Origin of the sequence: Pseudoduganella sp. R-32 (assembly GCF_049913245.1) — a bacterium.
GTDB lineage: Bacteria > Pseudomonadota > Gammaproteobacteria > Burkholderiales > Burkholderiaceae_D > Rugamonas.
Genome location: NZ_CP183987.1, coordinates 6,078,364 through 6,103,740 on the forward strand (window position 1 = coordinate 6,078,364; position 25,377 = coordinate 6,103,740).

28 protein-coding genes are annotated in these 25,377 nt (G+C 62.5%); 11 read left to right on the top strand and 17 right to left on the bottom strand.

The features are described from left to right. Window position 1: 1 nt before the first annotated feature. The 3 genes from ACN9MU_RS27810 to ACN9MU_RS27820 form a co-directional block, all read right to left on the bottom strand. Entirely contained in the window at window positions 2-367 is a 366-nt protein-coding gene (locus ACN9MU_RS27810) for a response regulator transcription factor (protein WP_055929369.1), read from the bottom strand. A 25-nt stretch (window positions 368-392) separates the two neighbouring features. After that, complete coding sequence (locus tag ACN9MU_RS27815) at window positions 393-791, bottom strand: response regulator (protein ID WP_426164806.1); 399 nt, start codon at window positions 789-791, stop codon at window positions 393-395. Between the two features lie 149 nt (window positions 792-940). Further along, window positions 941-1,093: a rubredoxin gene (locus ACN9MU_RS27820; protein ID WP_028104578.1), complete on the bottom strand. Its 153-nt coding sequence runs from the start codon at window positions 1,091-1,093 to the stop codon at window positions 941-943. A 96-nt stretch (window positions 1,094-1,189) separates the two neighbouring features. On the opposite strand from ACN9MU_RS27820, the gene thiD reads away from it, so the two are divergent. Both thiD and hemL read left to right on the top strand, forming a co-directional pair. Further along, on the top strand, window positions 1,190-1,999 hold the full coding sequence (thiD, locus tag ACN9MU_RS27825; RefSeq protein WP_426164808.1) for a bifunctional hydroxymethylpyrimidine kinase/phosphomethylpyrimidine kinase: 810 nt from the start codon (window positions 1,190-1,192) through the stop codon (window positions 1,997-1,999). Continuing rightward, complete coding sequence (hemL, locus tag ACN9MU_RS27830) at window positions 1,996-3,279, top strand: glutamate-1-semialdehyde 2,1-aminomutase (protein ID WP_426164810.1); 1,284 nt, start codon at window positions 1,996-1,998, stop codon at window positions 3,277-3,279. The genes thiD and hemL overlap by 4 nt, the downstream gene beginning before the upstream one ends. Before the next feature lie 82 nt (window positions 3,280-3,361). On the opposite strand, the gene ACN9MU_RS27835 is transcribed toward hemL, so the two are convergent. Next, a complete protein-coding gene (locus tag ACN9MU_RS27835) occupies window positions 3,362-4,486 on the bottom strand; it encodes an ATP-binding protein (protein ID WP_426343761.1) in 1,125 nt (374 codons plus the stop codon). A gap of 324 nt (window positions 4,487-4,810) precedes the next feature. Here ACN9MU_RS27835 and ACN9MU_RS27840 point away from each other — a divergent pair, with 324 nt between their 5' ends. Further along, entirely contained in the window at window positions 4,811-5,608 is a 798-nt protein-coding gene (locus ACN9MU_RS27840) for a hypothetical protein (RefSeq protein WP_426343762.1), read from the top strand. Window positions 5,609-5,623: 15 nt separating this feature from the next. Here ACN9MU_RS27840 and ACN9MU_RS27845 read toward each other — a convergent pair whose 3' ends face one another. From ACN9MU_RS27845 to mpl, 11 genes are all read right to left on the bottom strand, one after another. Next, window positions 5,624-6,496, bottom strand: a complete 873-nt coding sequence (locus tag ACN9MU_RS27845) for a hypothetical protein (RefSeq protein WP_426164816.1) — start codon at window positions 6,494-6,496, stop codon at window positions 5,624-5,626. Window positions 6,497-6,500: 4 nt separating this feature from the next. After that, on the bottom strand, window positions 6,501-7,193 hold the full coding sequence (locus ACN9MU_RS27850) for a hypothetical protein (protein WP_426164818.1): 693 nt from the start codon (window positions 7,191-7,193) through the stop codon (window positions 6,501-6,503). Between the two features lie 98 nt (window positions 7,194-7,291). Then, entirely contained in the window at window positions 7,292-8,257 is a 966-nt protein-coding gene (corA, locus tag ACN9MU_RS27855) for a magnesium/cobalt transporter CorA (RefSeq protein WP_426164820.1), read from the bottom strand. Between the two features lie 102 nt (window positions 8,258-8,359). Then, the gene (locus tag ACN9MU_RS27860; protein WP_426164822.1) at window positions 8,360-8,737 is read right to left on the bottom strand and encodes a DUF4124 domain-containing protein; all 378 of its coding nucleotides are present in this window, start codon (window positions 8,735-8,737) and stop codon (window positions 8,360-8,362) included. Then, window positions 8,734-9,426 (bottom strand): monofunctional biosynthetic peptidoglycan transglycosylase, encoded by a 693-nt coding sequence (mtgA, locus tag ACN9MU_RS27865; protein ID WP_426164824.1) that lies wholly within the window; start codon window positions 9,424-9,426, stop codon window positions 8,734-8,736. The genes ACN9MU_RS27860 and mtgA overlap by 4 nt, the downstream gene beginning before the upstream one ends. Beyond that, on the bottom strand, window positions 9,423-10,244 hold the full coding sequence (aroE, locus tag ACN9MU_RS27870; RefSeq protein WP_426164826.1) for a shikimate dehydrogenase: 822 nt from the start codon (window positions 10,242-10,244) through the stop codon (window positions 9,423-9,425). The genes mtgA and aroE overlap by 4 nt, the downstream gene beginning before the upstream one ends. Then, a complete protein-coding gene (locus ACN9MU_RS27875; RefSeq protein WP_426343763.1) occupies window positions 10,244-11,125 on the bottom strand; it encodes an energy transducer TonB in 882 nt (293 codons plus the stop codon). The genes aroE and ACN9MU_RS27875 overlap by 1 nt, the downstream gene beginning before the upstream one ends. Before the next feature lie 45 nt (window positions 11,126-11,170). Next, window positions 11,171-13,204, bottom strand: a complete 2,034-nt coding sequence (locus tag ACN9MU_RS27880) for an RNB domain-containing ribonuclease (protein ID WP_426343764.1) — start codon at window positions 13,202-13,204, stop codon at window positions 11,171-11,173. Then, window positions 13,201-13,785, bottom strand: coding sequence for a chorismate--pyruvate lyase family protein (locus ACN9MU_RS27885; protein ID WP_426343765.1), 585 nt, complete (start codon window positions 13,783-13,785; stop codon window positions 13,201-13,203). The genes ACN9MU_RS27880 and ACN9MU_RS27885 overlap by 4 nt, the downstream gene beginning before the upstream one ends. Next, window positions 13,782-14,363, bottom strand: coding sequence for a YqiA/YcfP family alpha/beta fold hydrolase (locus ACN9MU_RS27890; protein ID WP_426343766.1), 582 nt, complete (start codon window positions 14,361-14,363; stop codon window positions 13,782-13,784). The genes ACN9MU_RS27885 and ACN9MU_RS27890 overlap by 4 nt, the downstream gene beginning before the upstream one ends. Then, complete coding sequence (gene mpl, locus ACN9MU_RS27895) at window positions 14,363-15,730, bottom strand: UDP-N-acetylmuramate:L-alanyl-gamma-D-glutamyl-meso-diaminopimelate ligase (RefSeq protein ID WP_426319254.1); 1,368 nt, start codon at window positions 15,728-15,730, stop codon at window positions 14,363-14,365. Before mpl ends, ACN9MU_RS27890 begins: the two co-directional genes overlap by 1 nt. Window positions 15,731-15,975: 245 nt before the next feature. On the opposite strand from mpl, the gene ACN9MU_RS27900 reads away from it, so the two are divergent. The 8 genes from ACN9MU_RS27900 to ACN9MU_RS27935 all read left to right on the top strand — a co-directional run bounded on the left by ACN9MU_RS27900 (window position 15,976) and on the right by ACN9MU_RS27935 (window position 24,354). Beyond that, window positions 15,976-16,584, top strand: a complete 609-nt coding sequence (locus tag ACN9MU_RS27900) for a hypothetical protein (protein ID WP_426164836.1) — start codon at window positions 15,976-15,978, stop codon at window positions 16,582-16,584. After that, on the top strand, window positions 16,584-17,135 hold the full coding sequence (locus tag ACN9MU_RS27905) for a redoxin family protein (protein ID WP_426336406.1): 552 nt from the start codon (window positions 16,584-16,586) through the stop codon (window positions 17,133-17,135). Before ACN9MU_RS27900 ends, ACN9MU_RS27905 begins: the two co-directional genes overlap by 1 nt. A gap of 115 nt (window positions 17,136-17,250) precedes the next feature. After that, window positions 17,251-17,688 carry a type II 3-dehydroquinate dehydratase gene (gene aroQ / locus ACN9MU_RS27910; RefSeq protein WP_426336407.1) on the top strand — a complete coding sequence of 146 codons (438 nt, stop codon included), beginning with the start codon at window positions 17,251-17,253 and terminating at the stop codon, window positions 17,686-17,688. Between the two features lie 95 nt (window positions 17,689-17,783). Beyond that, window positions 17,784-18,254 (top strand): acetyl-CoA carboxylase biotin carboxyl carrier protein, encoded by a 471-nt coding sequence (gene accB, locus ACN9MU_RS27915; protein WP_426336408.1) that lies wholly within the window; start codon window positions 17,784-17,786, stop codon window positions 18,252-18,254. A gap of 75 nt (window positions 18,255-18,329) precedes the next feature. Continuing rightward, complete coding sequence (accC, locus tag ACN9MU_RS27920) at window positions 18,330-19,688, top strand: acetyl-CoA carboxylase biotin carboxylase subunit (RefSeq protein WP_426164844.1); 1,359 nt, start codon at window positions 18,330-18,332, stop codon at window positions 19,686-19,688. A 17-nt stretch (window positions 19,689-19,705) separates the two neighbouring features. Further along, complete coding sequence (gene prmA / locus ACN9MU_RS27925) at window positions 19,706-20,617, top strand: 50S ribosomal protein L11 methyltransferase (protein ID WP_426164846.1); 912 nt, start codon at window positions 19,706-19,708, stop codon at window positions 20,615-20,617. Between the two features lie 16 nt (window positions 20,618-20,633). Further along, a complete protein-coding gene (locus tag ACN9MU_RS27930) occupies window positions 20,634-23,402 on the top strand; it encodes a DUF3426 domain-containing protein (protein WP_426343767.1) in 2,769 nt (922 codons plus the stop codon). Window positions 23,403-23,409: 7 nt separating this feature from the next. Beyond that, window positions 23,410-24,354 carry a carbohydrate kinase family protein gene (locus ACN9MU_RS27935; protein ID WP_426164850.1) on the top strand — a complete coding sequence of 315 codons (945 nt, stop codon included), beginning with the start codon at window positions 23,410-23,412 and terminating at the stop codon, window positions 24,352-24,354. A 160-nt stretch (window positions 24,355-24,514) separates the two neighbouring features. Here the strand turns inward: ACN9MU_RS27935 and ACN9MU_RS27940 are convergent, their stop codons facing one another. Together ACN9MU_RS27940 and ACN9MU_RS27945 are read right to left on the bottom strand one after the other, a co-directional pair. After that, window positions 24,515-24,808 carry a DUF167 domain-containing protein gene (locus ACN9MU_RS27940; RefSeq protein WP_426164852.1) on the bottom strand — a complete coding sequence of 98 codons (294 nt, stop codon included), beginning with the start codon at window positions 24,806-24,808 and terminating at the stop codon, window positions 24,515-24,517. Then, a complete protein-coding gene (locus tag ACN9MU_RS27945) occupies window positions 24,805-25,335 on the bottom strand; it encodes a YggT family protein (protein WP_426164854.1) in 531 nt (176 codons plus the stop codon). The genes ACN9MU_RS27940 and ACN9MU_RS27945 overlap by 4 nt, the downstream gene beginning before the upstream one ends. Between the last annotated feature and the right edge of the window lie 42 nt (window positions 25,336-25,377).

The window sequence follows — 25,377 nt, forward strand, 5'->3', positions numbered from 1 at the left end:
CTTAACCGAGTGCGGCAATCTTGGCCAGCAGCTCGGCCGCGTCGACCGGCTTGACCAGGTAGTCCTTGGCGCCCTGGCGGATGCCCCAGATACGGTCGGTTTCCTGGTTCTTGGACGAGCAGATGATGATCGGCACGTCCTGCAGCTCAGGATCCTTGGCGATGGCGCGCGTGACCTGGAAGCCGTTCTGGCCAGGCATCACCACGTCCATCAGGATCAGTTGCGGCTTGTCGGCCTTGATCTTGGCCATGGCTTCTTCGCCGTTTTCAGCGGTGGACACGGTGAAACCGCTGCGCACCAGGATGTCGGTCAGGTAATAACGCTCGGTAGGCGAGTCGTCTACGATCAGGATTCGTTGAATGGCCATGCTTTACTCTCTGTATTACGGTGTTTTACGCACTGGCGGCGGCGGTGTGCTCTCGCACCGCAGCCAGCAGGCTATCTTTGGTGAAGGGTTTGGTCAGGTAGGCAGCCGAACCGACCATGGCGCCGCGTGCGCGGTCGAACAGGCCATCCTTGGATGAGAGCATCAGCACTGGGGTCGTATGAAACTTGGCGCTCTTTTTGATCAGGGCGCAGGTTTGATAACCATCCAGCCGCGGCATCAGGATGTCGCAGAAAATCAGCGCAGGCTGCTGGTCATTGATCTTGGCCAGCGCATCAAAGCCATCCTCGGCCAGGATTACCTGGTATCCCGCCTGGGTCAGGAAAATTTCTGCGGACCGGCGAATAGTCGAGCTATCGTCGATCACCATGATTTTCAGTCCGGTTCCTTGCGGTTTTGTCGTCATTTCTAAAGTATTTCCCTATAGTCTCGCTACGATAGCACAGGGGACAGCCCTATGGCAGGATCTGCTGCTTAAAAGAAACACTTATTTATTTGAAAACTTGGAAACATTCCTTATTTGATAAGAAACTAAGTTTTCAACTACATAACGGTTTAGATGGCGACCATCTCGAAATCATCCTTGCGCGCGCCGCATTCCGGGCAAGTCCAGTTCATCGGCACATCGGCCCAGCGGGTGCCCGGCGCAATGCCTTCTTCCGGCAAGCCTGCGGCTTCGTCATAAATCCAGCCACAGATCAGGCACATCCAGCTCTGGAATTCCTGGCTTGTATCATTGCTGCTCACGTTGAGTCACCTTCTAATAAAGTAAAATGCTGAATTAGGTATCTTAATCTAACCGCCGTGCAAAACCAAACATCTCCCTTGATCCTGACATTTGGCGTGGCCGATCCGGTCGGAGCGGTGGGCGTGCATGCCGACCTGGCTGTTTTCCATGCCCTCGGCTGCCGCGGCCTGTCCGCCACCACCGCCCTGCTGGTGGGCGACAGCGCGCGCGTCGAAGACCAGCAGCATGTCGATCCCGACTGGGTGGCCGACCAGGCCCGCATGGTGCTGGAAGACGTGCCGGTGCAAGCCTTCAAGGTGGGCGCGCTGGACCACCTGGAACATGTCTCCACCCTGGCCGAAATCGTTTCCGACTATCCCGACGCGCCGCTGGTGCTCGACCCCTTCGGCAGCCAGTTGCCGCCGCCGGGCGACGAAGACGATCCCGAAGAGCTGCTGACCGTGTTGCGCCAGCTGCTGGTGCCGCAGGGCACGCTGCTGATGCTGTCGGAAGTCGAACTGGCGCGCATGGCCGAAACCTGGCGCGACCTGGGCAACGGCGAAACCATGGCCGACGACGCCGAGCACCTGATCGACCTCGGCTGCGAATACGTGCTGGTCACCGGCACCAACGCCGGCGGCGGGCAGCGCGCCAATACCCTGTACAGCGCCGAAGGCGTGCTGCGCCACGACAAATGGCAGCACCTGCCGGGCCCCTTCGTGGGCGCCGGCGGCACCCTGTCGGCCGCCATCGCCGCCTGGCTGGCGCACGGCCTGGCCGTGCCGGAAGCCGTGGAGCGCGCCGAACAATACACCTACCAGACCTTGCTCCATGCCCAGCGCTATGGCATGGGGCGCTTTGTCCCCAATCGATTCTTCAAGCCATGACTACTTCGAAAAACGACATCCTGTTCGAACGCGCCCAGAAATCCACCCCGGGCGGCGTCAATTCGCCGGTGCGCGCCTTCCGTTCCGTGGGCGGCACGCCGCGCTTCATCACCCGCGCCGAAGGCCCCTACTTCTGGGATGCGGACGGCAAGCGCTACATCGACTACATCGGCTCCTGGGGCCCGGCTATCGTCGGCCACGCCCATCCGGAAGTGGTGAAGGCGGTGCAGGATGCCGCCACGCGCGGGCTGTCCTTCGGCGCCCCCACCGAAGCTGAAATCGAGATGGCGGAAGAAATCTGCCGCCTGCTGCCGTCGATCGAACAGGTGCGCCTGGTCTCCTCCGGCACCGAAGCGACCATGAGCGCCCTGCGCCTGGCGCGCGGCGCCACCGGCCGCGACAAGATCGTCAAGTTCGAAGGCTGCTACCACGGCCACGCCGACTCCCTGCTGGTGAAAGCCGGCAGCGGCCTGCTCACCTTCGGCAACCCGACCTCGGCCGGCGTGCCGGAAGACTTCGTCAAGCACACCCTGGTGCTCGACTACAACAACGTGGACGCCATCCGCGCCGCGTTCGACGAGTACGGCAATGAGATCGCCTGCGTCATCGTGGAACCGGTGGCCGGCAACATGAACCTGATCAAGGGCACCCCGGAATTCCTGGGCGCGCTGCGCGAACTGTGCACCGAGCATGGCGCCATCCTGATCTTCGACGAAGTGATGTGCGGCTTCCGCGTCGGCCTCGGCGGCGCGCAGGAACTGTATGGCATCAAGCCCGACCTGACCGCGCTGGGCAAGGTGATTGGCGGCGGCCTGCCGGTGGCAGCCTTTGGCGGCTCGAAAGAACTGATGTCGAAGATGTCGCCGGTGGGCGCGGTGTACCAGGCCGGCACCCTGTCGGGCAACCCGGTTGCCGTGGCGGCCGGCATGACCACTTTGAAACTGATCCAGCAGCCCGGCTTCTACCAGGGCCTGGCCCGCAGCGCGCGCCGCCTGGCCGACGGCCTGAGCGCCGCCGCGAAAGAAGCCGGCGTCACCTTCTGCGCCGATGCCGAAGGCGGCATGTTCGGCCTCTACTTCAGCGCCACGCCGCCCAACAACTACGCCGAAATGATGGCCGGCGACCGCGAGAAGTTCAACGTCTTCTTCCACAAGATGCTGGACGAAGGCGTCTACTTCGCCCCGGCCGCCTTCGAAGCCGGCTTCGTCAGCGCCCAGCACGACGACGCCGTGATCGACGCCACCATCGCCGCCGCGAAAAAAGTCTTCGCTACGCTTTAAAAAGTCGGGGTCAGGTCTGGCAATCCGCCACATTTTTCGCTTTGCGAAAAATGTGGCGGATTGCCAGACCTGAGCCCGACTTTTAATTCACTACTGGGGCGCAGTTGAAAGGCCGCGCGTCCATCGGGATGTCGATCCGGAAGGTGGTGCCCAGCGCCGCCGAACTGGTGACGATGATGCTGCCGCCGTGGCTCTCGGCCACGCGGCGCGCATAGGGCAGCCCTACTCCCCAGCCATCCTTGGAGCACTTGCCCCCGCGCGCGCGGCGATAGACCTGGAAGATCGATTCCAGCTCTTCGGCAGGAATCGGCTCGCCGTCGTTGTGCACGGACAGTTGCACGCGCTCGCCATGGCAGGCGACCCGGACCAGAACCGGCGTACCCGGCGTGCGATACTTGATGGCATTGCCCAGCAGGTTCTCCAGCGCGCGCTGCAGCGAGGCGCGGCACCATTGCCCCACTGCCGACTCGAATTCCACCTGCACCTGCACCTGCACTGCGCTGCGCTCCATGGTTTGCTGCGCAACCTCGTAGGCCAGCAAGGCAAGGTCGAACTCCTCCAGGTGCAGCGGCAAGCGTTGCCCGCCTTCGAACACCATGCAGTCCAGCAGGTCGCGCGTCATTGCTTCGATGCGCTGCGCGTTCACCGCGATGCGCTCGGCCAACCTGCGGATGTCGTCACTCGGCGCCTTGCTTTCGATAACTTGCGCCGCCACGCTGACGGTCGACAGTGGTGTGCGCAGGTCATGCGTCAGCGCGGCAATGAACTGCTCGCGCAGCGCTGACTGGATCAGGGCGAAGGCCGTCACGCTTTCGCGGATGGCGCTGTCGATCGAGGTGGCAATCGCTTCGCGCTGATCATGGGTCAGCGCCACGCTGTGCAGGTGCAGCATCTTGAACAGCACTTGCCGGAACAGCTGGTATTCGCGGATCAGGGTGGTGGTGTCGTAGCCGCTCAGGCGCGCGCGCTCGCCGCCATGCTCCTGCGCGATCACCGCCACGTCGACGCCGCTGGCCTGGTAATACTCGTGCGTCAGCAGGCGTGCCAGGTGCTCGTAAAAAGTCGGCAGGGTATTCAGCAAGATCGGGTCGGGCAGCTCGCCGGCCTTGCACAAGGTCTCCCGCGCTACCTCGCGCCAGGCGTCGATCACCTGGTCGCGCAGCGCCAGCATCGCTTGCGATGCTGGCGACAAATCGACCTCAGCCATTCAGCCTCCGGGGTAAATGTGGATTGTGAAACGAAAGAATGTGACGAAGATACTTTCGTGTCAATATGTGGCCCGAATGCTGTATATGATTGACAAGTACAAGTACTGGAGCATGCAATGGTTCGCAGCTGGAGCAGGAACAACTGGTTTTCACTGTTATTCGCAGGCGCCCTGGGCGGTCATTTCGTCCTTTACCGGACACAGGGCAACCCCTTGGGTCATCCGGAGTGGCCGCTGCTACTGGACCTTTTGGTTACATTCCCTGTTGCATATTTGCTGATTTGCCGGCCCGCCTGGAAGGATTGGCTCAGGAAATGTGCCGCCATGTTGTTGCTGGGGCTGGCGTTCGGCAGTTTCGCCATCCCCGATGCATCCAAGCTGGCATGGCGCGAGATTGACCGCTTGCGCATGGCACTGCCTGGGCTGCTCGCCATGGCGGAAATAGCCCTCGCAGCCTGGCTGCTGCTGGGAATTCGTCGCGCCCTGCAGGCCGACGCCAATCCAGACCGCGTCCTGGCGCGTGCTATCCGGCGCCGCTTTGGCAAAGGCACCACGGGCCGCCTGATGGAGTTCGAAGCACGCATCTGGTATTACGCCCTGTTCATGCGCACGGCGCCCGTATTTGAAGGCGAACAGCATTTTTCGACGGCCCGTGCAGGCGGCAACGCGAGCAACCAGCTTGCGTGGATCTGGCTGATGGCATTCGACATCCCCGTCGCGCATTTGCTGCTGCACTTCCTATGGTCTCCGGCTGCCGCCTGGGTCGCTACGGCGTTGACTGCCTGGGGCCTGCTCTGTTTGCTGGCCGACTATCGCGCCACCCTGGCGCGGCCAGTGTCGCTTGGCGCTGCCGATTTGCACCTGCGCTGCGGCGCGCTGGCCGCCGATGCCGTCGTCCCGTATGCCGCGATCGTCTCAGTCGCGCGCGTGCCGCATCCGGAGCGGCGCCTGCCTGGCAAGCGCTATTTCCGCCACCAGGGTGCGATGAATGTGGAAATCACGCTGCGGCCCGGTACCGCGCTGCCAACACTCTTGGGCGGCGACCGGGCTGCCACCCACATCGTGCTTGGCGTGGACGACCCTGCAAAATTCGTCGAGGCGCTGGGCGCGCGGCTGCACTGAGCCGGGTCCGCTGCGCTACAGCGCTGGCGGCCCGGCCGGCCCAGCGCACTCGGGCGCTGACGCGCGCACGCGCTTGAGCGGAATCGACATCAGCCAGCCACGCAAGTTCCTGACCAGCGCACGGCCGCAATGCTCGCTGACCGGTACAGCGCGTTCGACTGCCTCATTCTTCCCTTCCAGGTAGCGGAAGGTGCGCTCGGCGCCGGCGTTCGGTGCGACAGGCACGAACGCATGCGCCCGCGCAATCTCGACTGATGCGCGGAACAGTCCAGCGCTGACCTCCCGCAGCCGCTGGCCGCCGTCGCGTTGCCAGAATACAGCCTCGTTCTCCACTTCAACGGCTCGCGACACGACCCGCACCGTGTTGGTGTAGACCGGCTGCTCGCTTCCCGCCTGAAACACCGACACGGTATTGTCGACGATCAGCGCGCTCTGGTCCTGCGTCATGTAAAACACCGGTGAGCTGGCAATGAGCAGTCCTGACTGCGGCCGCTCATTGCTGCCGAGCCAGGATACGCCCGTCGCCGCAGGAAAAGCACGCTCAGCCAGCTCGGCATGGCTGAAGGTATTCAGGGTCTTCCTGAAAGGCACCAGGATCCGGTCCGCCTCAGCTTCGATCTCGCTGCGCTGCTCTTTCATCTGGCCCTTGACCACCGCCGCGTGCGTCGCCAGGGCCATGATAAAACCGGCCAGGCCGGGCGTCGGATACAGCATGGTGCCCGGCGCCTGGCCGGCCTTGTCAAAATTGACCTGGCCGTGGAAGGCGACTTTTTCCTCGGCCGGCAAACTGAGCGACCAGAGGGCATCGGCCTGCGCGGATTCGGCCGCCTTCGCCGCCGGCAGGCAAGCCAGCAGTACGGCCAGGGCAATGTAACGATGGCGGGTCATTGTCTTAGTTGGCCAGCGGCTGGAGGATGGCCTGGCGGGCCGCTTCGATCGCCTGGAAATAGGCATTGCTCAAGCCAGGGAAGGCCGGCGCTTCGTCCCAGTTGCCCTGCGCGCTCTTTTGCTGCAGCAGCGGCACATACCACTCGTAGGAACCGTCCCTGAAGTCGACCATGTAGAACATGCCGCGGACGACTCCTTTGGGTTCGCCAGCGGGAATGTACGAGGAGTATGCGCGCGTGATGCCTACTTCCGCCAACTCCACCACCAGCAGCTTGTCCAGCTGGTACTGCGATTGGAGCGAGGAGTAATCCCTGGGCGCCGCGTTGCGCACTGTGCTGCCGGCCTTGGGCAATTGGCCCACCACAATCGGCTCGTCGATCACGACAGGCACCTGGCCCTTCAGTTTCAACACTGCGGCGATGTCATCCTTCAGGCCGGCCAGGTCATCCGTCGGCAAGGTCCGCGCGTGGGCCGTCAGCTTGGCGTTTGCCAGCGCGGCGGCAGCATGGCACAGCGGCCATTCGGCACCTGGGAAACTGGTGTCAGCCTTGGGCAATTTGCTCATCGCGACGCCGATGCGCAGTCCCGGCTCGGCAAATGGCCTGTAAGCCATCGAGACCGGAGCTTGAGGCGGGGTGGCGCAACCTGCCAGCCAGCCTGCGGCAACGGCAAGCAGCAGCCCAAATCCGAATCTCATCTCAGCCCTTTCGTATCGTTGGAATTTCGCGCAACCGGGAGTCGCGGCGAAATTCTACCTTTCAAACAGGGCTTAGCAAATAAATATGTTGCTTTACATCAACGCAGCCAGCCGCGGCGGCGGAAATACATCAATGGCGCGGCAGCACTGACAATCATCAGGCCCCAGGCCCAGGGATAGCCCAGGTGCCATTTCAGTTCGGGCATGAAGTCGAAATTCATGCCGTACACCGAGGCGATCAGGGTCGGCGGCAGGAAGGCGACCGAGGCCACCGAGAAGATCTTGATGATCTTGTTCTGGTTAATGTTGATGAAGCCGACGGTGGCATCCATCAGGAAGTTGATCTTGTCGAACAGGAAAGAAGTGTGGCCATCGAGCGATTCGATGTCGCGCAGGATCTGGCGTGCTTCCTCGAACTGGTCGGAATTGAGCAGGCGGCCGCGCATCAGGAACGAGACCGCGCGGCGCGTGTCCATCATGTTGCGGCGGATGCGGCCATTCAAGTCTTCCTCGTGCGCGATGGCGCTCAGGGCGTCGGCCGCGTCCTTGTCGGTGAATTCTTCCTGCAGCACGCGGCCCGAGACTTCTTCCAGGTTCTGGTAGATGCCTTCCAGCGCATCTGCCGAATACTCGGCGTCGGTGGCGTACAGGTCCAGCAGCACGTCCATGTAGTCGGCGATCGAACCGGGACGCGAACGGGCGCGCATGCGCACCAGGCGGAATACCGGCAGGTCGTCGGTGTGTACCGAGAACAGCATTTTCTTGGCCAGGATGAACGCCACCGTGACCACGCGCGACGGGCCCTCGTCTTCTTCCAGCAGGAAGTCGGTCCGCAGGTGGAGGTCGCCGTTTTCCGCTTCGTAGTAGCGGGCGGAGGCTTCGATGTCCTTGACTTCGTCTTCGCCTGGCAGGATGACGCCGTAGATGGACTTGACCCAGGCGCGTTCGTCTTCTGTCGGATCAGTCAGGTCGACCCAGACCGGCGCCACTTGTTCAAGGTCTTCGCGCGTCTCAATTGGCACCTGGTTGAGCCGGCCATTTTGTAAAACGAAAACATTGATCATAGGCAATCTCAGCCGGACAGGGGATGTAGAGCGCGGGTTCTAAAAAACTTCGCAAGTGTACCCGCAAAGGGGGGCGGGTTGCCACCCCGCCGAGGCATATTTTTAGCGCGTTGCCCGCTCAATGGCGCGGTCTGTGGCATTCGGCATCGCTTCCGGCGGCGGCTTGGGCGGCTCCTTCGGCGGCTCGATGCCGCGCGAGTCGTGGATCTCGATGACTTTGCCTTTTTCACCACATTCGGTATTGGAAATCACGGTCTTGCCGTTGATGACGCACTTGCGCATCGGTGCCGGCGGCGGCGTCACCGATGCCACCGCTGGCGCCGCCACTTCGGCCGCCTTGGCGCCGACCTTGTTCAGTCCTTCTGCAAACAGGTTGCGCTCCTGCCGCATCGAGATCAGTGCAAATGCCGCCACTGCGCCCAGCACGCCCATAATGACCGCCACCGCGACCAGGCTGATGCCCGCTTGATGTTTTTTCATGGAAGATCCGCCGAATTCATTCGTTGCATGATGATGCCGGTACGCCGCGCCAGATAGGCCGATTCGCGGTGCGCATCATAGTATTTAGGACGCGGCAGCATGACTGCCAGCCGCGCCGCCTGTTCCGGCCCCAGCTTCGACGCCGGAATCCGGTAATAGTGGCGCGCCGCCGCTTCCGCACCGTAGATGCCGCGCCCGAACTCCGCCACGTTCAGATAGATCTCGAAGATGCGGCGCTTATCCATCAGCATCTCGAGCATATAAGTGATGATCAGCTCCTGCCCTTTGCGCAGATAGCTGCGCGAGCCGGACAGGAACAGGTTCTTGGCCAGTTGCTGCGTGATCGTCGAGCCGCCGTGGATCTTGGCGCCCTTCTTCTTTTCCTGGTTGTGCTCGTAGGCTTTCTGCATCGCCTCCCAATCCACGCCTTCATGCTCGGCGAAGTTGGCATCCTCCGAAGCGATCACCGCGCGTTTCAGGTTCGCGGAAATGGCCTGGTAGCCGACCCATTGCTGCTGCACGCGCGCTTTCGGGTCCTTCTCCTGCATGGCGGCCTGCTGCTCACGCATGAAGGCCGTCATGGTCGGGTTATGGTCGACCCACCACCAGATCTGCACCAGGAAATACAGCTGCACCGCGAGGAAAATCGCGATCGGGACGATGATGAACCACTTCAGCTTCCTGATCATAGCCTGGCGCGCAACTGCTGTAGCACTTCGGCAGTCCGAGGGCGCACGCCACGCCAGACCTGGAAGGCTTCGGCGGCCTGTTCGACCAGCATGCCCAGGCCGTCGCGCGCGACGGCGCCGTGGCTGGCGGCGAATTGCATGAAGACGGTCGGCCTGGCGCCGTACATCATGTCCAGCGCCAGCGCACCCGGCGCAAAGACCGTGGCCGGCACGGGCGGAAGATCGGCGCTCAGGCTGGCGGAGGTGGCGTTGATGATGATGTCGAATGCGCCCAGGACGTCGGCAAAGCCGCAGGCCGACAACACGCCCGGCCCGGCCAGCGCGCCGAATTGTTCGACCAGGGCCTCGGCCGTGGCAACGGTGCGGTTGGCGATCACCAGCGCAGCGGGACGATGTTCCAGGATGGGCAGCACGACGCCGCGCGCAGCGCCTCCTGCGCCAAGCAGGAGCACGCGCTTGCCGGCAATCGCGACGCCGGCGTTCTGCACGATGTCGGCCACCAGGCCGGCGCCGTCGGTGTTGTCGCCCGTGATGCTGCCATCAGCGCCGAACACCAGGGTATTTACCGCGCCCGCAGCCTGGGCGCGCACGGTCAGCGAAGTGGCCAGCTTGTGCGCTTCCAGCTTGAAGGGCACGGTGACGTTGGCCCCCTTGCCGCCAGCGGCAATAAAGGCCCGGACCGCGCCGCCGAAACCGTCCAGCGGCGCAAGCCATTTCTCGTAACTCAGTTGCTGCCCAGTCTGCGCCGCATAGGCCGCGTGGATTTCAGGCGACTTGCTGTGGGCAATCGGGTTGCCAAAGACGCAGTACTTGTCCATCACTGATTGCTTCCGTAGGAAACCTCGACCTTCTCTTCACGCGTAAAGACGAACTTCTGCACGATCACCCACAGGTCGTCGCGGTCCTTGGAGCGCATATTCGGCGGGAATTTGCCGAATGGCGCGGAGCGGCGCACGATGCTGATCGCTGCCTTGTCCAGATCCGGATTGCCGGAGCTGCGCTCGATCGCGGTGCCGCCTTCCTTTTCATAGACGCTGCCGTCCTGGAAGATAGGAATGCTCAGCACCACCACGCCGTACAGCTTGCGCCCATCCTTCTGCGGGAAATTGAGCGTGCCGATATCCTCCACGCGGCGGCGGAAGGCGTTGTAATACATGGCGTAGCCGACGCCCTGCGTGCTCGGCGACAGGAAAGTCTTTTTCGGCCGCTTGTTCTGGTCGTCGATGGTTTGCGTGATTTCCGCTTCCATGCGGGCGATGGCTTTGCTGCTTTCAATCAGCTCGGCGCCAGTGCGGCTAGGGTCGGTCTGGTTCTTTTCGGCCACCGGCGGGGCGGACAAAGGACTCTTCCTGACTTGGCTCAGCAGGTTTTTCTGGCGCTCCTCCAGCTCCTGCATATAGCGCTGGGAGGCCTTGATGCTGTCGCCGGTTTCCATGCGGCGCATGTCGGGCAGCGGGGATTTGGCACGGCCGGCATCGGCATTGCCGCCGCCATCCAGGTCGGCCTGCGCCAGTGCATCGGCCTTCAGCGGCTTGGATGCATGCTTGGCATTGACCAGGATGACTTCAAGGCCGGGGTCGGTTGGCTCGACCTTGAAATCTTTGGGGGCGACGAAATGCACCATCAGCGCCACGGCGTGGAAACCCACCGATACTGCGGAGGCGATGACAAGGAACTGGTTTTCTTTGAAATACTTCACGCGCTGGAATCAAAAATGATGCTTTAGAGAATCTTGAATTCTACTTCACTGTGGGCCAGGTTCGGTAACAACCGTCTCGCTGGCGAGCGAAGCTTCCTCTGCGTCGGCCTCGGTCGGCTGCGCCGGGTCGGCTGGCGCCTCTTCCTCGTCCAGTTCCGCCTCGGGCTCGGAAGGCAGGATAATCGAGCCTTCCTGCAGGCGCGTCTCGATGGCCAGGTCGACTTCGTCCCAGCGCAGCACGTCCAGCTTCACGTGTGACCCGCGTGCAACAGACGGCATGCCGGGCATGCGCACGATCAGCGGGATGTCGGCCAGGCGCAGTACTTCATCCTTCAGCACCACGGCTTCCACTTCCTTCGCATTTTCCTGGCCTAGCCATCTCAGGCACCAGTAACGCTCCATATTCGACTGGAAGTCGGCATAGGCCGCGTAGGCCGCATCGAAGGCCGACACGATGGCGAACAGGTTGGCGTCCTTGTGCTTGAACGGCGCCACCATCGGCGCGGTCACGCCGTGCGAAGCGCAGGCCAGGATCTGCCATTGGTTGACCAGGTCGGTATACCGGCGCAGCGGCGAAGTCGACCACGCGTACTGGTCCACGCCCAGGCCCTGGTGCGGGGCCGCCTGCGTCATCATGCGCACCTGCATCTTGGCGGCCCAGCCGCCCACGCCCTGTCCCTGGGTACGGTAAATGCCCGGCACGCCATGGTCGTGCATCAGCTTGCCCCAGGTGGAGTTGGCAAAGATCATCAGCTCGGCCACGATCTTGTCCAGCGGCGCGCCGCGCTTGCGGCGCGAAATGGTGACGACGTCGTCTTCCACATAGAAGTTGAAGTCGACGCGGTTGTTCTGTTCCGGCTTCAGGCCGAACGCTTCGCGCTTGACCATGCGGCCTGCTTCCAGGTGCTGTGCCCAGCCCCACAGCAAGGCCAGCTCGGCCTTGCGCGGGTAGTCGCCCGCGCCGCTGGCCAGGGTTTCCTCGTTGACCAGTTCGTCCAGCGTGTTGTGGCGCAGGTTGTTGGCGATCGGAACCAGTTCAGCTATCGTCTCGGTCGAGATCACGGACCAGTCGGCCGGGTCGAGCACGGCATACAGGGACAGGGCCGGGCAAGTCTTGCCCTCGGCCAGGGTGAAAGCGTCGACGATGCTGTCCGGCAGCATGGTGATCTTGTCGCCCGGCATATAGACCGTGGACATGCGGCTGCGCGCGATCTTGTCGATGGCGTCGTCCGGCTTGATGCCCAGGCCCGGGGCGGCGATGTGGATGCCCACGCGCACCTTGCCGTCCGGCTGGTGCACCACGGAGAAAGCGTCGTCGATCTCGGTGGTGGTCACGTCGTCGATGGAGAACGCTTCCACCGCCGCCAGCGGCAGCGTGGCCGGAGCGGAAGGCACCGGCAGTTCGGGGAAGCCATGGCCTTTCGGGAAATTCTCGAACAGGAACTTGGCCATGTGCAGCTCTTTCGGCGACTTGATGCCGCCGGCCGACAGCATCAGGCGCGCCGGCGTGGTGTGGGCCTCGTTGGCGGCCTGCTCCAGCGCCTTGTATTCGATGGTGTTCTTGTCCGGCTTGAACAGCAGCTGGTTGACGATGTTCTGCATCGATGCCGGCAGGGTGCCAGCCTTCAGCTCCTCGGCGTACTGGCCCTGGATGATGGCTTGCTGTTTCTTTTTCTCGATGCCGGCCAGGGCGGCCTTCAGGGTCTGCTCGGGCGCTTTCTTATAGCGGCCGCGGCCCTTCTTGTGGAAATAGATCGGTGCCGAGTGCAGGCTCAGGATCAGGCCGGCCGCTTCGGCCGCTTGCGGAGCGTGGCCGAAGTATTCGGCGCCCAGTTCGGCAAAACCGAACTCCTCTTCGCCCGCCACCTCCCACAGGAAGTCCAGGTCGACGTCGGCGGCAATGGCCTTGGCCTGCTCCATCAGCTCGGCCGGCGACGGCTTGTCAAACTGCAGCATGACATCCTTGGTCTTGACCTTGTTGCGCTTGCCGCTGGCCATTTCAACCTGGTAGGCTTCGCCCGCCTGCGACAGCACGCTGCCTACTTTGAAATCGCCGGATTCTTCAAAAAATACATTCATGTCACATTATTCCGTTCAAGCTTGAGCACCGGCGGCAGGAATACCTCGGTCACAAGCAAAGTTCCTTCATGGCGCTGGTACAGGCAGCGCCGTGCATACAGTAAAGCTTCATCCGGCACCTCGGCGCCGTGCGCCGACAAGGCACTGCGGGCACGCCGGGCCAGCGGATGCGTCGCGCGCAGCCGCGCAAATTCCAGTTCGCCACGCCGCACCTGCGGGTCGCCAAACAGTGTACTGCCGAGCGAACGTTCGCCCAGGGCGCTGAACAGCGGCCAGTCCGAGGCATCGGCCGACATCGGCACCACGGTATGGGCGAAGACGACAGGCGTATTATCACACCGCAGCAAGACCTCCCGCTCCCAGACGCGGCCTGGGCGGTGGTAGCCGATGATGTTGGCTTCATCTGCCAGGCAGATTGCCGTGTCCTGGTGCAGCAACTGCACGCGGAAGGCGCTGCTGTGCGCTTTCAGCTTATTGGTCAGCGAGCCGCCGCCGGTCAGCCAGTGGCGGTAGGGGTGCGGGGCGTTTGTCGCGAGCACGTGACCGTGCCAGTTGGCCTGGCGCAGCGATTGACCTTTCATCGAGCCTCGCCCGTGATGCCGCAAAACTCGAGGACCTCGTCGAGGTAGCCGGCGTACTCGCTGATGGCGTGGTCGCTGCCCTGCACTACCTTCTGCTTCGCGCCGGCATAGTGCGCCACCATGTCGCGGTAGTCCAATACTTCGTCACCGGTGCAGGCAACCAGGAAGTAGCGTTCCGGCTGCGTAATCTTCGGCACGGCCAGCGCGCGCAGCTCCTCTATATATTCACGCTTGAATTCGAACGGCTCGTCCGAATGATAGGCGGTCGTGACGCCAACGTGCTTTTCGAGGTCAAGCGCCGCAACCACTGCGGGATTCAGCAGGACGGCGCGGCAGCCAAGCTTTTCCGCCATCCAGGTGGCGTAGTAGCCGCCCAGCGAGGAACCGACAATCGTGAGTTCTTCGGCCGGCACGCCTGCCACCAGGCCAAAGGCCAGTTCCATTGCCAGCCTGGGGCTGGCCGGCAGTTGCGGGCAGATGAATTCCGCGCTGCGGCCAAGCTGCGCCATCCGCTCCCCGCTCAGCCGCGCCTTCATCGACTGCGGCGAAGAACGGAAGCCATGCAGGTACAAAATCATTACTTCAGCGCCTCCAGCAATTTCTGGTGGACGCCGCCGAAGCCGCCGTTGCTCATCACAATAATATGGTCGCCCGGCCTGGCCTGCGCGACAATAGCTTTCACCATACCGTCCAGGTCCTCGTAGGCCGAGGCGATTTCGCCCATTGGCGAGAGGGCTTCGGCCAGTTTCCAGCCCAGGGCTTGCTCGCTGCCAAAGCCGAATACCAGGTCGGCCTCTTTCAGGCTGCCGGGCAGCGCGTCCTTCATGGTGCCCAGCTTCATGGTGTTGGAGCGCGGCTCCAGCACGGCCAGGATGCGGCCATTGCTGCCGATCTTCTGGCGCAGGCCGCCGACGGTGGTTTCGATGGCGGTTGGATGGTGGGCGAAGTCGTCGTACACGGTCACGCCGTTGACGGTGCCGCGCACTTCCATGCGGCGTTTCACGCTCTGGAAGCTTTCCAGCGCCTGGGCCGCGACCTCGATCGGCACGCCCACGTGGCGGGCTGCGGCAATCGCGGCCAGCGCGTTGGAGCGGTTATGTTTACCGGTCAGCTGCCAGTTCACAGTGGCGGCCTTGGCACCTTTGAAGATGACGTCAAAGCTGCCGTCGGCATGTTCAGCCATGGACCAGTCGGCGCCCTCTGCGCTGCCGAAGGTTTCCTTCTCGCTCCAGCAACCGCGTTTCAGCACGCGCTGCAGGCTCGCTTCGTCGGCATTGGCGATCACGCGGCCGATGCCCGGCACGGTGCGCACCAGGTGGTGGAACTGGGTTTCGATGGCGCCGATGTCCGGGAAGATGTCGGCGTGGTCGTATTCCAGGTTGTTCAGGATGGCCGTCTTCGAGTGGTAGTGCACGAACTTGCTGCGCTTGTCGAAGAAGGCGGTGTCGTATTCGTCTGCTTCGATGACGAAGAATTCGGAGTCGGCGCCGGGGCCGGTCAGGCGGGCCGATATGCCGAAGTTCTGCGGGATGCCGCCGATCAGGAAGCCGGGCGCGTAGCCGGCATGTTCCAGGATCCAGGCCACCATCGCCGAGGTGGTGGTCTTGCCGTGGGTGCCTGCGACCGACAGGACCCATTTGTCCTTCAGGATGTGGTCACCGATCCATTGCGGGCCGGAGATCATCGGCAGGTTGCGGTTCATGATCTCTTCGATCAGCGGATTGCCGCGCGAGACGACATTGCCGATGACATAAAGGTCGGGATTCAGTTCTACCTGCTCGGGGCCGAAACCCTGGATCAGTTCTATGCCCTGCGCTTCCAGCTGCGTGCTCATCGGGGGATAGACATTGGCGTCGCAACCCGTTACGCGGTGGCCGGCTTCCTTTGCCAGGACGGCAAGCCCGCCCATGAAGGTGCCGCAGATGCCTAGGATGTGGATGTGCATGGTGCAGATAGAAAAGAATCAAGAGCCGGATTTTACCTGATTAAAACCGGTAAACCGGTGTCTGACCCGCAGGGTCAGACACCCAACGGTCTCCTGGTCGGCGGTTTTGGTTGTGCGATGTTGATCTTCTCAAAAGTCAAGGGCACAGAACCAACCCACGGCTTCGAGACCGTTCGGGGTCTGGCTCTGCGTCGGATGGCCGCCCCGTCAGACCCCGAATTACCGGTTTTAGGTATGATGCATCCATGAACCCCGAGATCAAAACCGAAATCGCCGCCGCCGCCGCCCGCATGATCGCGCAGGATGGCGCCGACTACGGCAGCGCCAAACGCAAGGCCGCCCGCCAGATATTGGGCGAGTCGCAAGCCCGCGACCTGTCCGACATCCTGCCCGACAACGAACAGATCGAAGAAGAAGTCCGCCTATACCACGCTCTATATAACGCCGACACCCACCCGGCGCATTTATTCAGATTGCGCGGCCTGGCTTTGCAGGTCATGGAAATGCTGGAACAATACCAACCTTTCCTGACCGGCTCCGTCCTGTACGGTACGGCGGGCATGCACGACGACATCCACCTGCAAGTATTCGTCGACAGCGCCAAGGAAGTAGAAATCTATTTATTAAACAAGAACCTGCAAATCGAGATCTCCGAGTCGCCCCATTTTCGAGGGCCCCGTTTCGAAGATGTTGAAACGGCCAGCTTCATGTGGAAGAACGTCGGCGTGCACGTCGAAATCTATGAGCAGGACGATCTGCGCGGCGCGAAAAAGAAAAGCGGCGACAAGCTGCTGCGCGCCGACCTCACCGAATTGCGCACCATCCTTACCAATAGCTCCCACCCAGCCCAATAATGAAAAAATTTGCAATCTACGCCGTGGCCGCCGTCCTGTTTGCCGGCGCCGGCGCCTGGTACTTCCTCCACACCCAGCAAGCTCCCGCCCCAGCCCCGATCACCACCACCGCGCCAGCCGGCGTGACCAGCCCGGTGGCCGCCATGATGGCCGAGTCCTTGCCAAATGATAAAGGCGTCAAGGAAGCGCTGTCGAAATGGAAAGGCAAGAACCTGCTGGTGAATTTCTGGGCGCCGTGGTGCGCACCGTGCGTGGAAGAGATGCCGGAATTGTCCGAACTGCAAAATTCCGAGCTCGGCAAGAAGGTCCAGGTGATCGGTATCGGCATTGACTCGCCATCCAATATTGCAGAATTCACACAGAAAGTGAGAGTCGCCTACCCTGTTTACGTGGCAGGAATGAGCGGGACCGAACTGTCGCGCCAGTTCGGCAACACGCAAGGCGGGCTGCCCTTCACCGTCCTGATCGGCGCTGACGGCACAGTCAAAAAGACCTACCTCGCACGCCTGAAATTCGACGACCTGAAGGCCGACCTGGCGGCACTAAACTAGCAGAAGAACGCCGCCGAACGACCGTTCTATTAAGTTCCGACAAGTTATTTTCTCTTGCCAATGCTCGTAGATGGCGGCAAAATGCGGAACTTTCGCGGAAAATGGTCAGGGAATCATGGCATCGAACCTGCTGCTACTTAATGGCCCCAACCTGAATTTGTTGGGGACGCGCGAGCCTGAAACCTACGGCGCCAGCACGCTGGCAGACGTTGAACAGGCTGCGCAGGCACAGGCCAACACAGCCGGTGCACAGCTCGCCTGTTTCCAGAGCAACCACGAAGGAGCGTTGATTGACCGCATCCACGCAGCCCGAACCGAGGGCGTGGATTTCATCGTCATCAACCCGGGTGGCTATACCCACACCAGCGTCGCATTGCGCGATGCACTGGCCGGCGTAGCGATCCCTTTTATTGAAGTGCACATTTCGAATATTTATCGGCGGGAGGAGTTCCGCCACCATTCCTATCTCAGCGCAATCGCACAGGGGACGATCTGCGGGCTTGGTATCGAGGGATATCGTCTCGCCATCGACTTTGCTTTAAAAAGCAGTTAATCTACCGCGATCTGCGCACATCTAACGCGATGCCGCCCATAAGGTGACATCAATGTAACCGTCAACATAATAGATAGAACAAGGGAGCCAACAACATGGATCTACGCAAGCTGAAGACGCTGATCGACCTGGTAGCAGAGTCGGACATCGCTGAACTGGAAGTGACCGAAGGCGAAAGCAAGGTTCGCATCGTCAAGTCCGGCGGTCTGGCACAAAACCAGGTCGTGATGATGCCGTCGCAAGCGCCAACCCATTACGCACCCGCTGCCGCTCCTGTCGCAGCACCGGTTGCCGCGCCTGCCGCCGCCGCTCCAGCTGCCGCCGAGCCGACCGGCCACGTTGTGAAGTCCCCAATGGTGGGCACTTTCTACCGCGCTTCCGCGCCTGGCAACCCAGCCTTTGTTGAAGTGGGCGCCACCGTGAAGGAGGGCGACACCCTCTGCATCATCGAAGCGATGAAGCTCCTGAACGAGATCGATGCCGACAAATCCGGCACCATTACCCAGATCCTGGTCGAGAACGGCCAACCGGTCGAATTCGGCCAGCCACTGTTTGTGATCGGCTAAAGCCGGGCCATGGCTGCTGTGGATACCGCGGCAGCCAGCACAATCTCTCCTCCTTTCACAAACATAGAAGCTGCCATGTTTGAAAAAATCCTTATTGCCAATCGCGGTGAAATCGCCCTGCGCATCCAGCGCGCGTGCCGCGAACTGGGCATCAAGACTGTGGTCGTGCACTCCGAAGCCGACCGTGACGCCAAGTACGTGAAGCTGGCCGACGAGTCCGTCTGCATCGGCCCTGCTCCTTCGGCCCAGTCCTACCTGAATATGCCGGCCATCATTTCCGCGGCCGAAGTCACCGACGCGGAAGCGATCCACCCGGGCTACGGCTTCCTGTCCGAGAACGCGGACTTCGCCGAGCGCGTGGAAAAATCCGGTTTCGTCTTCATCGGCCCGCGCGCCGAATCGATCCGCATGATGGGCGACAAAGTGTCGGCCAAGCAGGCGATGATCAAGGCCGGCGTGCCTTGCGTGCCAGGTTCCGACGGCGCCCTGCCGGATGATCCGAAAGCCATCGTGCAGATCGCACGCAAGGTTGGCTATCCGGTGATCATCAAGGCCGCTGGCGGCGGCGGTGGCCGCGGCATGCGCGTGGTGCACACCGAAGCTGCCCTGCTGAACGCGGTCACCATGACCAAGTCGGAAGCCGGCGCCGCCTTCGGCAATCCGGAAGTGTATATGGAGAAGTACCTGGAAAACCCACGCCACGTGGAAATCCAGATCCTCGCCGACGAACACAAAAACGCCGTCTGGCTGGGCGAGCGTGACTGCTCCATGCAGCGCCGCCACCAGAAAGTGATCGAAGAAGCGCCGGCGCCGGGCATCCCGCGCAAGCTGATCGAAAAGATCGGCGACCGCTGCGCCGAAGCTTGCCGCAAAATCGGCTACCGCGGCGCGGGTACCTTCGAATTCCTGTACGAGAATGGCGAGTTCTATTTCATCGAAATGAACACCCGCGTGCAGGTCGAGCACCCGGTGACCGAAATGATCACCGGTATCGACATCGTGCAGGAACAGATCCGCATCGCTTCCGGCGAAAAGCTGCGCTTCCGCCAGCGCGACGTGATGCTGTCCGGCCACGCCATCGAGTGCCGTATCAATGCCGAAGACCCGTTCAAGTTCACCCCGTCGCCAGGCCGCATCACCGCGTGGCACGTACCGGGCGGCCCAGGCGTGCGTGTTGACTCGCACTCCTATGCGGGTTACTTTGTACCACCGAACTACGATTCGATGATCGGCAAGGTCATTACCTACGGCGCGACCCGCGAGCAGGCTATCCGCCGCATGCAGATCGCGCTGTCGGAAATGGTCGTTGAAGGCATTTCGACCAACATCCCGCTGCACCGCGAGCTGATGGTTGACGCACGCTTCATCGAAGGTGGCACCAACATCCATTATTTGGAACAACGGTTGGCAGAGATGCCAAAAGCAGGTAAGTAAAATAGGTAAGAAATAAGATGAGCTGGACTGAAATCGTCATCGAAGTAGCCCGTGAACACGCTGAGGCCCTGTCCGAAGCGTTGATGGATGCGGGCGCGCTGTCGGTGTCGGTGGAGGATGCCGATGAAGGCACCGACGCCGAAAAACCCCTGTTCGGCGAGCCGGGCATGGAGCCGACCGAAGCGGCATGGGATCATAGCCGCGTGGTCGCGCTGACCGATGACGAGGAAGACCAGGCCCTGATCGTGGCGGCTGCCGCCGGCGCGATCGGGCTGGCTCACCTGCCAAAGTTCACCACCCGCAAGGTGGAGGATGCCGACTGGGTGCGCCTGACCCAGTCGCAATTCGAGCCGATCCATATCGGCAAGAACATCTGGGTCGTGCCGAGCTGGCACGAAGCCCCCGATCCGTCGGCCCTGGTGCTGGAACTTGATCCCGGCCTGGCTTTCGGCACCGGCTCCCACCCGACCACCAAGCTGTGCATGGAATGGCTGGAAGCCCACCCGGCTCCGGGCAAGACCGTGCTGGATTACGGCTGCGGTTCCGGCATCCTGGCCATGGTGGCGCGCAAACTGGGCGCTGCCACGGTAGCCGGTGTGGATATCGATCCACAGGCGATCGTCTCGGCCAACGACAATGCGGTGCGCAACCGCGTGGAAGATATCCAGTACTTCGTGCCGGATGATTTCGCGGAATCGGCGTTTGCCTCGCAGCGTTTCGATATCGTGGTCGCCAACATCTTGTCTTCGCCGCTGAAACTGATGGCGCCGATGCTGTCCGGCCGCGTTGCACCGGGCGGTTCGCTGGTGCTGTCTGGCGTGCTGGCGCGCCAGGCAGAAGAAGTCGCTGCGGCCTACGCGCCGTTCATCAAGCTGAGCGTCTGGGCTGAGCACGAAGGCTGGGTGTGCCTGTCCGGCACGCTGGCATAAGGTAGCTTCCTGACTGATGGCGCTCGCCACTAAATGCCCCCATTGCAATACGATCTTCAGGGTCGCGGCTGACCAACTGAAACTGCGCGGGGGCATTGTCCGTTGCGGCTCTTGCGCGCTGGTCTTCGACGGCAATGCTGCCCTGGTCGAACCGGCTGCCAAGCCGACTCCTGTCATTCCCGATGTAGTCGCCGAGGCGCCGCCGCCCAAGCCGGCGGTCTCCGATTACGTGCATGGCTCGCCGGTCGATTTCGAGATCGATTTCGGCGAGGAGCCGGCACCTGCTGCGCCACAGCCGCCTGTGGCCGAGCCAGTCTCGCCTGCCGTCTGGCGTACCGCAGGTACTCCGGCCCCTGTTGCCGAGCCAGTGCCCGCTGCCGCCCAGCCCAAAGCGCCCTCGCCTGACGACATCGCCATCGCCGCCGTCACTCGTGCGTTCGCCCACGTGACCACGAATCCTGCGGTGGCATCGCCCGCGCCAACTTCGCCATCGCAAGCCGAACCGCCGCAGCCCGCCGCGCCTGCGCAAGCGGCAGCCTCGACGCCTGTCGCCGAGCCATCACGCCCGGCTGCCGCTCCGCTTGCCGCCAAGCCATCGCAACCGGTCGAAGCTTTGCACGCTACGGCGCCGTCACCGGCAGCTCGCGCCCCCTCGTCGCCGGCTGCGCGTTCGCTGATCGATGTAGTGTCGCCCGACGCCGCTTTCACGGCAGCTGCCGAACCATCACCTCCGCTGGTAGCCGACACTGCTGCCGCGGCATCATCAGCCAAGGCGCGGACGCCGGCTGGTTCGTCTTCGCTGGCCGACCTGGTGGCGCCCGATGCCATCTTCACGGCCACCGCAGAACCGTCGCAGCCCCTGGCACCTCCACCGGCCGCCAAAGCGTCGGCCCCGGTTGGCTCAGCCATGCTTTCGGATGTGCTGTCGCCCGATGCCACTTTCTCGGCCGCTACGCAAACAACACCAGCTGCCACCGCACCGACGACGCCAGCACCGCGCACCGCGTTCACGCCAGCGCCAACGCCAATCCCTGCGGCGGCCGCTCGGCCTCCTGTCGACGCAACCACGTCCACGGCGATGCCCCAGCCGGCAGAAAGCCTCCCATTCGGGGCCCCTCCGCCAGTCGACCGGGCGCAACCTGCTGCCCTTGAAGCCGCTCCGCAGCGGGACGAGCCACCTGCCGAGCCGGCGCAACCTGCCGATGCGAGCGCGCTCGCGCCGGAAGAAGCGCTCGAAGTCGAAGCCCCAGCGCCCGTCGAGCAGGCTGGCGCGCCTGCCGACGATACAACGCCTCAGCAGCGGGACGAAACACCTGCCGAGCCGGCGCAAGCTGCCGACGCGAGCGCGCTCCCGCCGCAAGAAGCGCTCGAAGTCGAAGCCCCAGCGCCAGTCGAGCAGGCTGATTCGCCTGCCGACGATGAAGCGCCCCCGCAGCGGGACGAAGCACCTGTCGAGCCGGCCCAAATTGCCGACCAAATCGTGCTCGCGCCCGATGAAGCGTCCGCATTCGAGGCCCCATCACCCATCGAGCACACCGATTCACTGGCCGACAATGAGGCCCGCCTCGAGCCAGCGCAGGCGGTCGAAGATGGCGATGGCGTTCAGCCATGGGACGATACGCCCGCCGGCGAAGAGCACGCGACGACGGAATCTGGCGAGCAGGCCGGCGCTTCCCTCGTGGAGGCTATCGACCAATGGTCGACCGATAATTTACATCCCGACGGCCGCGTCGAGCCCTCGCTCGACACGCCCCAAGAGCACGTGGTGGTCGCCGCCCTTGATGACGCGCACCATTTTGAAGACCTGCCGTCCGAAGAGCCGTCCGAGCCGGTAGCACCAGCAGCCGAGGCAGAGGCGAACCGCCTGAGCGAACCATCCCTGGATGCCGAACCGTGGCACACAGGCGAAGCAGAGGCGTCCGACGACGCTGCGCCAGCCAGCGAAGCATGGAGCCTGTCCGATCCCGACGAAACTGCCCAGCATGCAGTCGCAGCAGTCAACACGGATGCACCGGACGACGGCGCCTCCATCCCCGACGAAGCGCCAGCCGAACAACCGGCCAAATCCCGCCGCGAACGCGCCCTGAAGCGCGCCAAATCGCGCCGCGATGCCAGCGGTCCGTCCGCCGAACACGAAGTCTTTGCGCTTGAAGAAAACGGCCCCGCACAGGAATCGAGCGCCGAAGAAGTTGCTGCCCGCATGCGCGCGCTGGCCGGCGTCGACGAAGCAAAAGCCGAGGCCGAAGCCGAAGACCTCGACCACTCCGACCTGAGCTTCGTGAAGCGCGTCGACCGCAGCCAGAAGTACGGCAAGGCGGTCACGATCACGATGGCCGTCGGCGTCCCGATCCTGCTGGCGGGACTGGTGCTGCAAGCCGCCACCACCTTCCGCGACAGCCTGGCCGCGAATTACCCGCAACTGAAGCCAGCCCTGGCCGCCGTCTGCCAGCCGCTCGGATGCAAGATCGCCCTGCCCACCCAGCTCGATGCCCTCAGCGTCGAACCGGGAGAGCTGGCCAGCATGACTGAAAACACCTTCAGCTTCAGCACCGTCCTGCGCAACCAGTCCAAGACTCCACAAGCCTGGCCGCACATCGAACTGACCCTGAACGACAACGCCGACAAGCCGGTGCTGCGGCGCGTATTTGCCCCGCGCGAATACCTGCCCTCGCCAATCGAGCCCGAAAAAGGCTTCGGTCCGCGCAGCGAGCAAAGCATTAAACTGTACTTCGAGCTGAATGAGCTCAAAGCTTCCGGCTATCACATCGCCATTTTCTACCCTTAAAAATACTATGACTAAAACCGCGCTTGTCTGTGGCTCGCTGGCCATCGACATCATCATGCAATACGAGGGCCGTTTCGGCGACACCCTGCTGGCAGACCAGCTGCACAAGGTCAACGTGTCCTTCCTGGTGCCGACCATGCGCACCGAGTTTGGCGGCTGCTCCGGCAATATCGCCTACTCGCTGAAGATGCTGGGCGGCGACCCGCGCATCGTTGGCGTGCTGGGTCAGGACTGCGCGGCCTACCTGGAGCGCTTCCAGAAGCTCGGCATCTCGACCGACAACATCCTGATCAAGAAGGATGCCTACAACGCGCAGTGCTTCGTCACCGCCGATGCGGACCACAACCAGATCAATGCCTTCCACCCAGGCGCCATGTCGTTCGCGCACGAGAATCCGATCGAGAAAGCCGGCCCGGCCCGCATTGCGATCATCTCGCCGGACGGCCACCTGGGCATGCTGAAGCACGCGGAAGACCTGGCGCGCCTGGGCATCCCGTTCATCTTCGACCCGGGCCAGCAGATGCCGATGTTCACCGCCGAACAACTGATCGGCTTCATCGAGCAGGCCACTTATGTAACCTGCAATGATTATGAAATCGAACTGCTGATGTCGCGCACCGGGCTGACCATCCCGGATATCGCTGCCAAGCTGGAAGCATTGATCGTGACCCGTGGCGAGAAGGGTTCGGAGATTTATACCCAGGGCAAGCGGATCGATATTCCTGCCGTGGTGGTCGATTCGTCGCTCGACCTGGACCCGACCGGTTGCGGCGATGCGTATCGCGCCGGCTTGCTGTTTGGCCTGGTCAACGACCTGGGGTGGGAGTCGACCGGCCGCCTGGCCAGTTTGCTGGGTGCGATCAAGATTGTTACCAAAGGGGCGCAGAACCATGTGTTCACGCCTGCTGAAATCGCGGACAAGTTTGAGGCGGCGTTCGGTTACCGTTTCTGAAACCGGTAAACCAGGGTCAGACCCAAGGGTCTGACCCTGTACGGTCTCCCAGGCGCGGGTTGGGTTCCAGGCTTTTGACGTATTGAGAAGATCAAAAACGCACAACCGAAACCCGCGGCCGTCGCTCTGACGGGGTCAGACCCTTGGGTCTGACCCAGATTTACCGGTTTACAAGACGCGCCACATCCTCCAGCGTCACGCCGGACACTTCCAGCAGCTTCTTCTTATTGGTCTGCCCATGCGTCAGCGTCACCGCGCTGCGCGACACGCCCAAGGCTCCGGCCAGCCACTTCACCAAGGCCTCGTTCGCCTTGCCCTCGATGGGTTGCGCAGCCAGCTTGATCTTCAGGGCATCATCCAGCACCCCGATCACCTCGGTCTTCTTCGCATTCGCCTGGATCTGAACCGCCAGCCGCACGCCGCCCGGCAAGGGCGAACACCAGCTGCGGCTCATGCCACCCCGAACAGCTTGCCCAGCAGAAGTTGGAAGATCTGCAGCAGGATCACCGCCACCAGCACCGACAAGTCCAGGTTGCCAACCAGGGGCACCACCTTGCGGATAGGCCTGAGCAGCGGATCATTCAGCGCGCGCACGAAAGGCGCCAGCGGGGCATGCGGGTTGACCCAGCTGAAGATCACTTCGATGATCAGCAGTGCCATGAAACCGAACAGTATCCACTGCAGGAAGCGATACAAGGCCGCCAGCAACACGTACTCCACCGACCGTCCAATCAGGAAATCGATCGACGTCGCCAGGATTACGATCAGGAACGCCCCGATCAGGCTGGCCCAGTCATAGCCGCCCATGCCGGGAACGATGCGGCGCAGCGGGCGCACCAGCCAATCCGATAATTGAAAAGTAAACTGTGCCACCGACGAAGGCGGCCGGACGCGGATAGCCTGCATCCAGAAGCGCAGCAGCAGCACGCCGCCGAGGAGGCTCGCTATAACATCGACGATCAACTTCAGAATATCAAACACGAGTTCACTCCAAATAAAAAAACCGCTGTGCGATTGTCTCAC

Excerpts from the sequence above, each read along its gene's own strand:
- corA (WP_426164820.1), bottom strand. The coding sequence starts at position 8,257 with ATGATCAATGTTTTCGTTTTACAAAATGGCCGGCTCAACCAGGTGCCA.
- ACN9MU_RS27905 (WP_426336406.1), top strand. The coding sequence starts at position 16,584 with ATGAAAAAATTTGCAATCTACGCCGTGGCCGCCGTCCTGTTTGCCGGC.
- ACN9MU_RS27930 (WP_426343767.1), top strand. The coding sequence starts at position 20,634 with ATGGCGCTCGCCACTAAATGCCCCCATTGCAATACGATCTTCAGGGTC.
- ACN9MU_RS27890 (WP_426343766.1), bottom strand. The coding sequence starts at position 14,363 with ATGATTTTGTACCTGCATGGCTTCCGTTCTTCGCCGCAGTCGATGAAG.
- accB (WP_426336408.1), top strand. The coding sequence starts at position 17,784 with ATGGATCTACGCAAGCTGAAGACGCTGATCGACCTGGTAGCAGAGTCG.
- accC (WP_426164844.1), top strand. The coding sequence starts at position 18,330 with ATGTTTGAAAAAATCCTTATTGCCAATCGCGGTGAAATCGCCCTGCGC.
- ACN9MU_RS27880 (WP_426343764.1), bottom strand. The coding sequence starts at position 13,204 with ATGAATGTATTTTTTGAAGAATCCGGCGATTTCAAAGTAGGCAGCGTG.
- ACN9MU_RS27860 (WP_426164822.1), bottom strand. The coding sequence starts at position 8,737 with ATGAAAAAACATCAAGCGGGCATCAGCCTGGTCGCGGTGGCGGTCATT.
- aroE (WP_426164826.1), bottom strand. The coding sequence starts at position 10,244 with ATGGACAAGTACTGCGTCTTTGGCAACCCGATTGCCCACAGCAAGTCG.
- aroQ (WP_426336407.1), top strand. The coding sequence starts at position 17,251 with ATGGCATCGAACCTGCTGCTACTTAATGGCCCCAACCTGAATTTGTTG.
- mpl (WP_426319254.1), bottom strand. The coding sequence starts at position 15,730 with ATGCACATCCACATCCTAGGCATCTGCGGCACCTTCATGGGCGGGCTT.
- ACN9MU_RS27840 (WP_426343762.1), top strand. The coding sequence starts at position 4,811 with ATGTTGTTGCTGGGGCTGGCGTTCGGCAGTTTCGCCATCCCCGATGCA.
- ACN9MU_RS27815 (WP_426164806.1), bottom strand. The coding sequence starts at position 791 with ATGACGACAAAACCGCAAGGAACCGGACTGAAAATCATGGTGATCGAC.
- ACN9MU_RS27885 (WP_426343765.1), bottom strand. The coding sequence starts at position 13,785 with ATGAAAGGTCAATCGCTGCGCCAGGCCAACTGGCACGGTCACGTGCTC.
- ACN9MU_RS27935 (WP_426164850.1), top strand. The coding sequence starts at position 23,410 with ATGACTAAAACCGCGCTTGTCTGTGGCTCGCTGGCCATCGACATCATC.
- hemL (WP_426164810.1), top strand. The coding sequence starts at position 1,996 with ATGACTACTTCGAAAAACGACATCCTGTTCGAACGCGCCCAGAAATCC.
- ACN9MU_RS27900 (WP_426164836.1), top strand. The coding sequence starts at position 15,976 with ATGAACCCCGAGATCAAAACCGAAATCGCCGCCGCCGCCGCCCGCATG.
- ACN9MU_RS27820 (WP_028104578.1), bottom strand. The coding sequence starts at position 1,093 with ATGTGCCTGATCTGTGGCTGGATTTATGACGAAGCCGCAGGCTTGCCG.
- prmA (WP_426164846.1), top strand. The coding sequence starts at position 19,706 with ATGAGCTGGACTGAAATCGTCATCGAAGTAGCCCGTGAACACGCTGAG.
- ACN9MU_RS27940 (WP_426164852.1), bottom strand. The coding sequence starts at position 24,808 with ATGAGCCGCAGCTGGTGTTCGCCCTTGCCGGGCGGCGTGCGGCTGGCG.
- ACN9MU_RS27850 (WP_426164818.1), bottom strand. The coding sequence starts at position 7,193 with ATGAGATTCGGATTTGGGCTGCTGCTTGCCGTTGCCGCAGGCTGGCTG.
- mtgA (WP_426164824.1), bottom strand. The coding sequence starts at position 9,426 with ATGATCAGGAAGCTGAAGTGGTTCATCATCGTCCCGATCGCGATTTTC.
- ACN9MU_RS27810 (WP_055929369.1), bottom strand. The coding sequence starts at position 367 with ATGGCCATTCAACGAATCCTGATCGTAGACGACTCGCCTACCGAGCGT.
- ACN9MU_RS27835 (WP_426343761.1), bottom strand. The coding sequence starts at position 4,486 with ATGGCTGAGGTCGATTTGTCGCCAGCATCGCAAGCGATGCTGGCGCTG.
- ACN9MU_RS27845 (WP_426164816.1), bottom strand. The coding sequence starts at position 6,496 with ATGACCCGCCATCGTTACATTGCCCTGGCCGTACTGCTGGCTTGCCTG.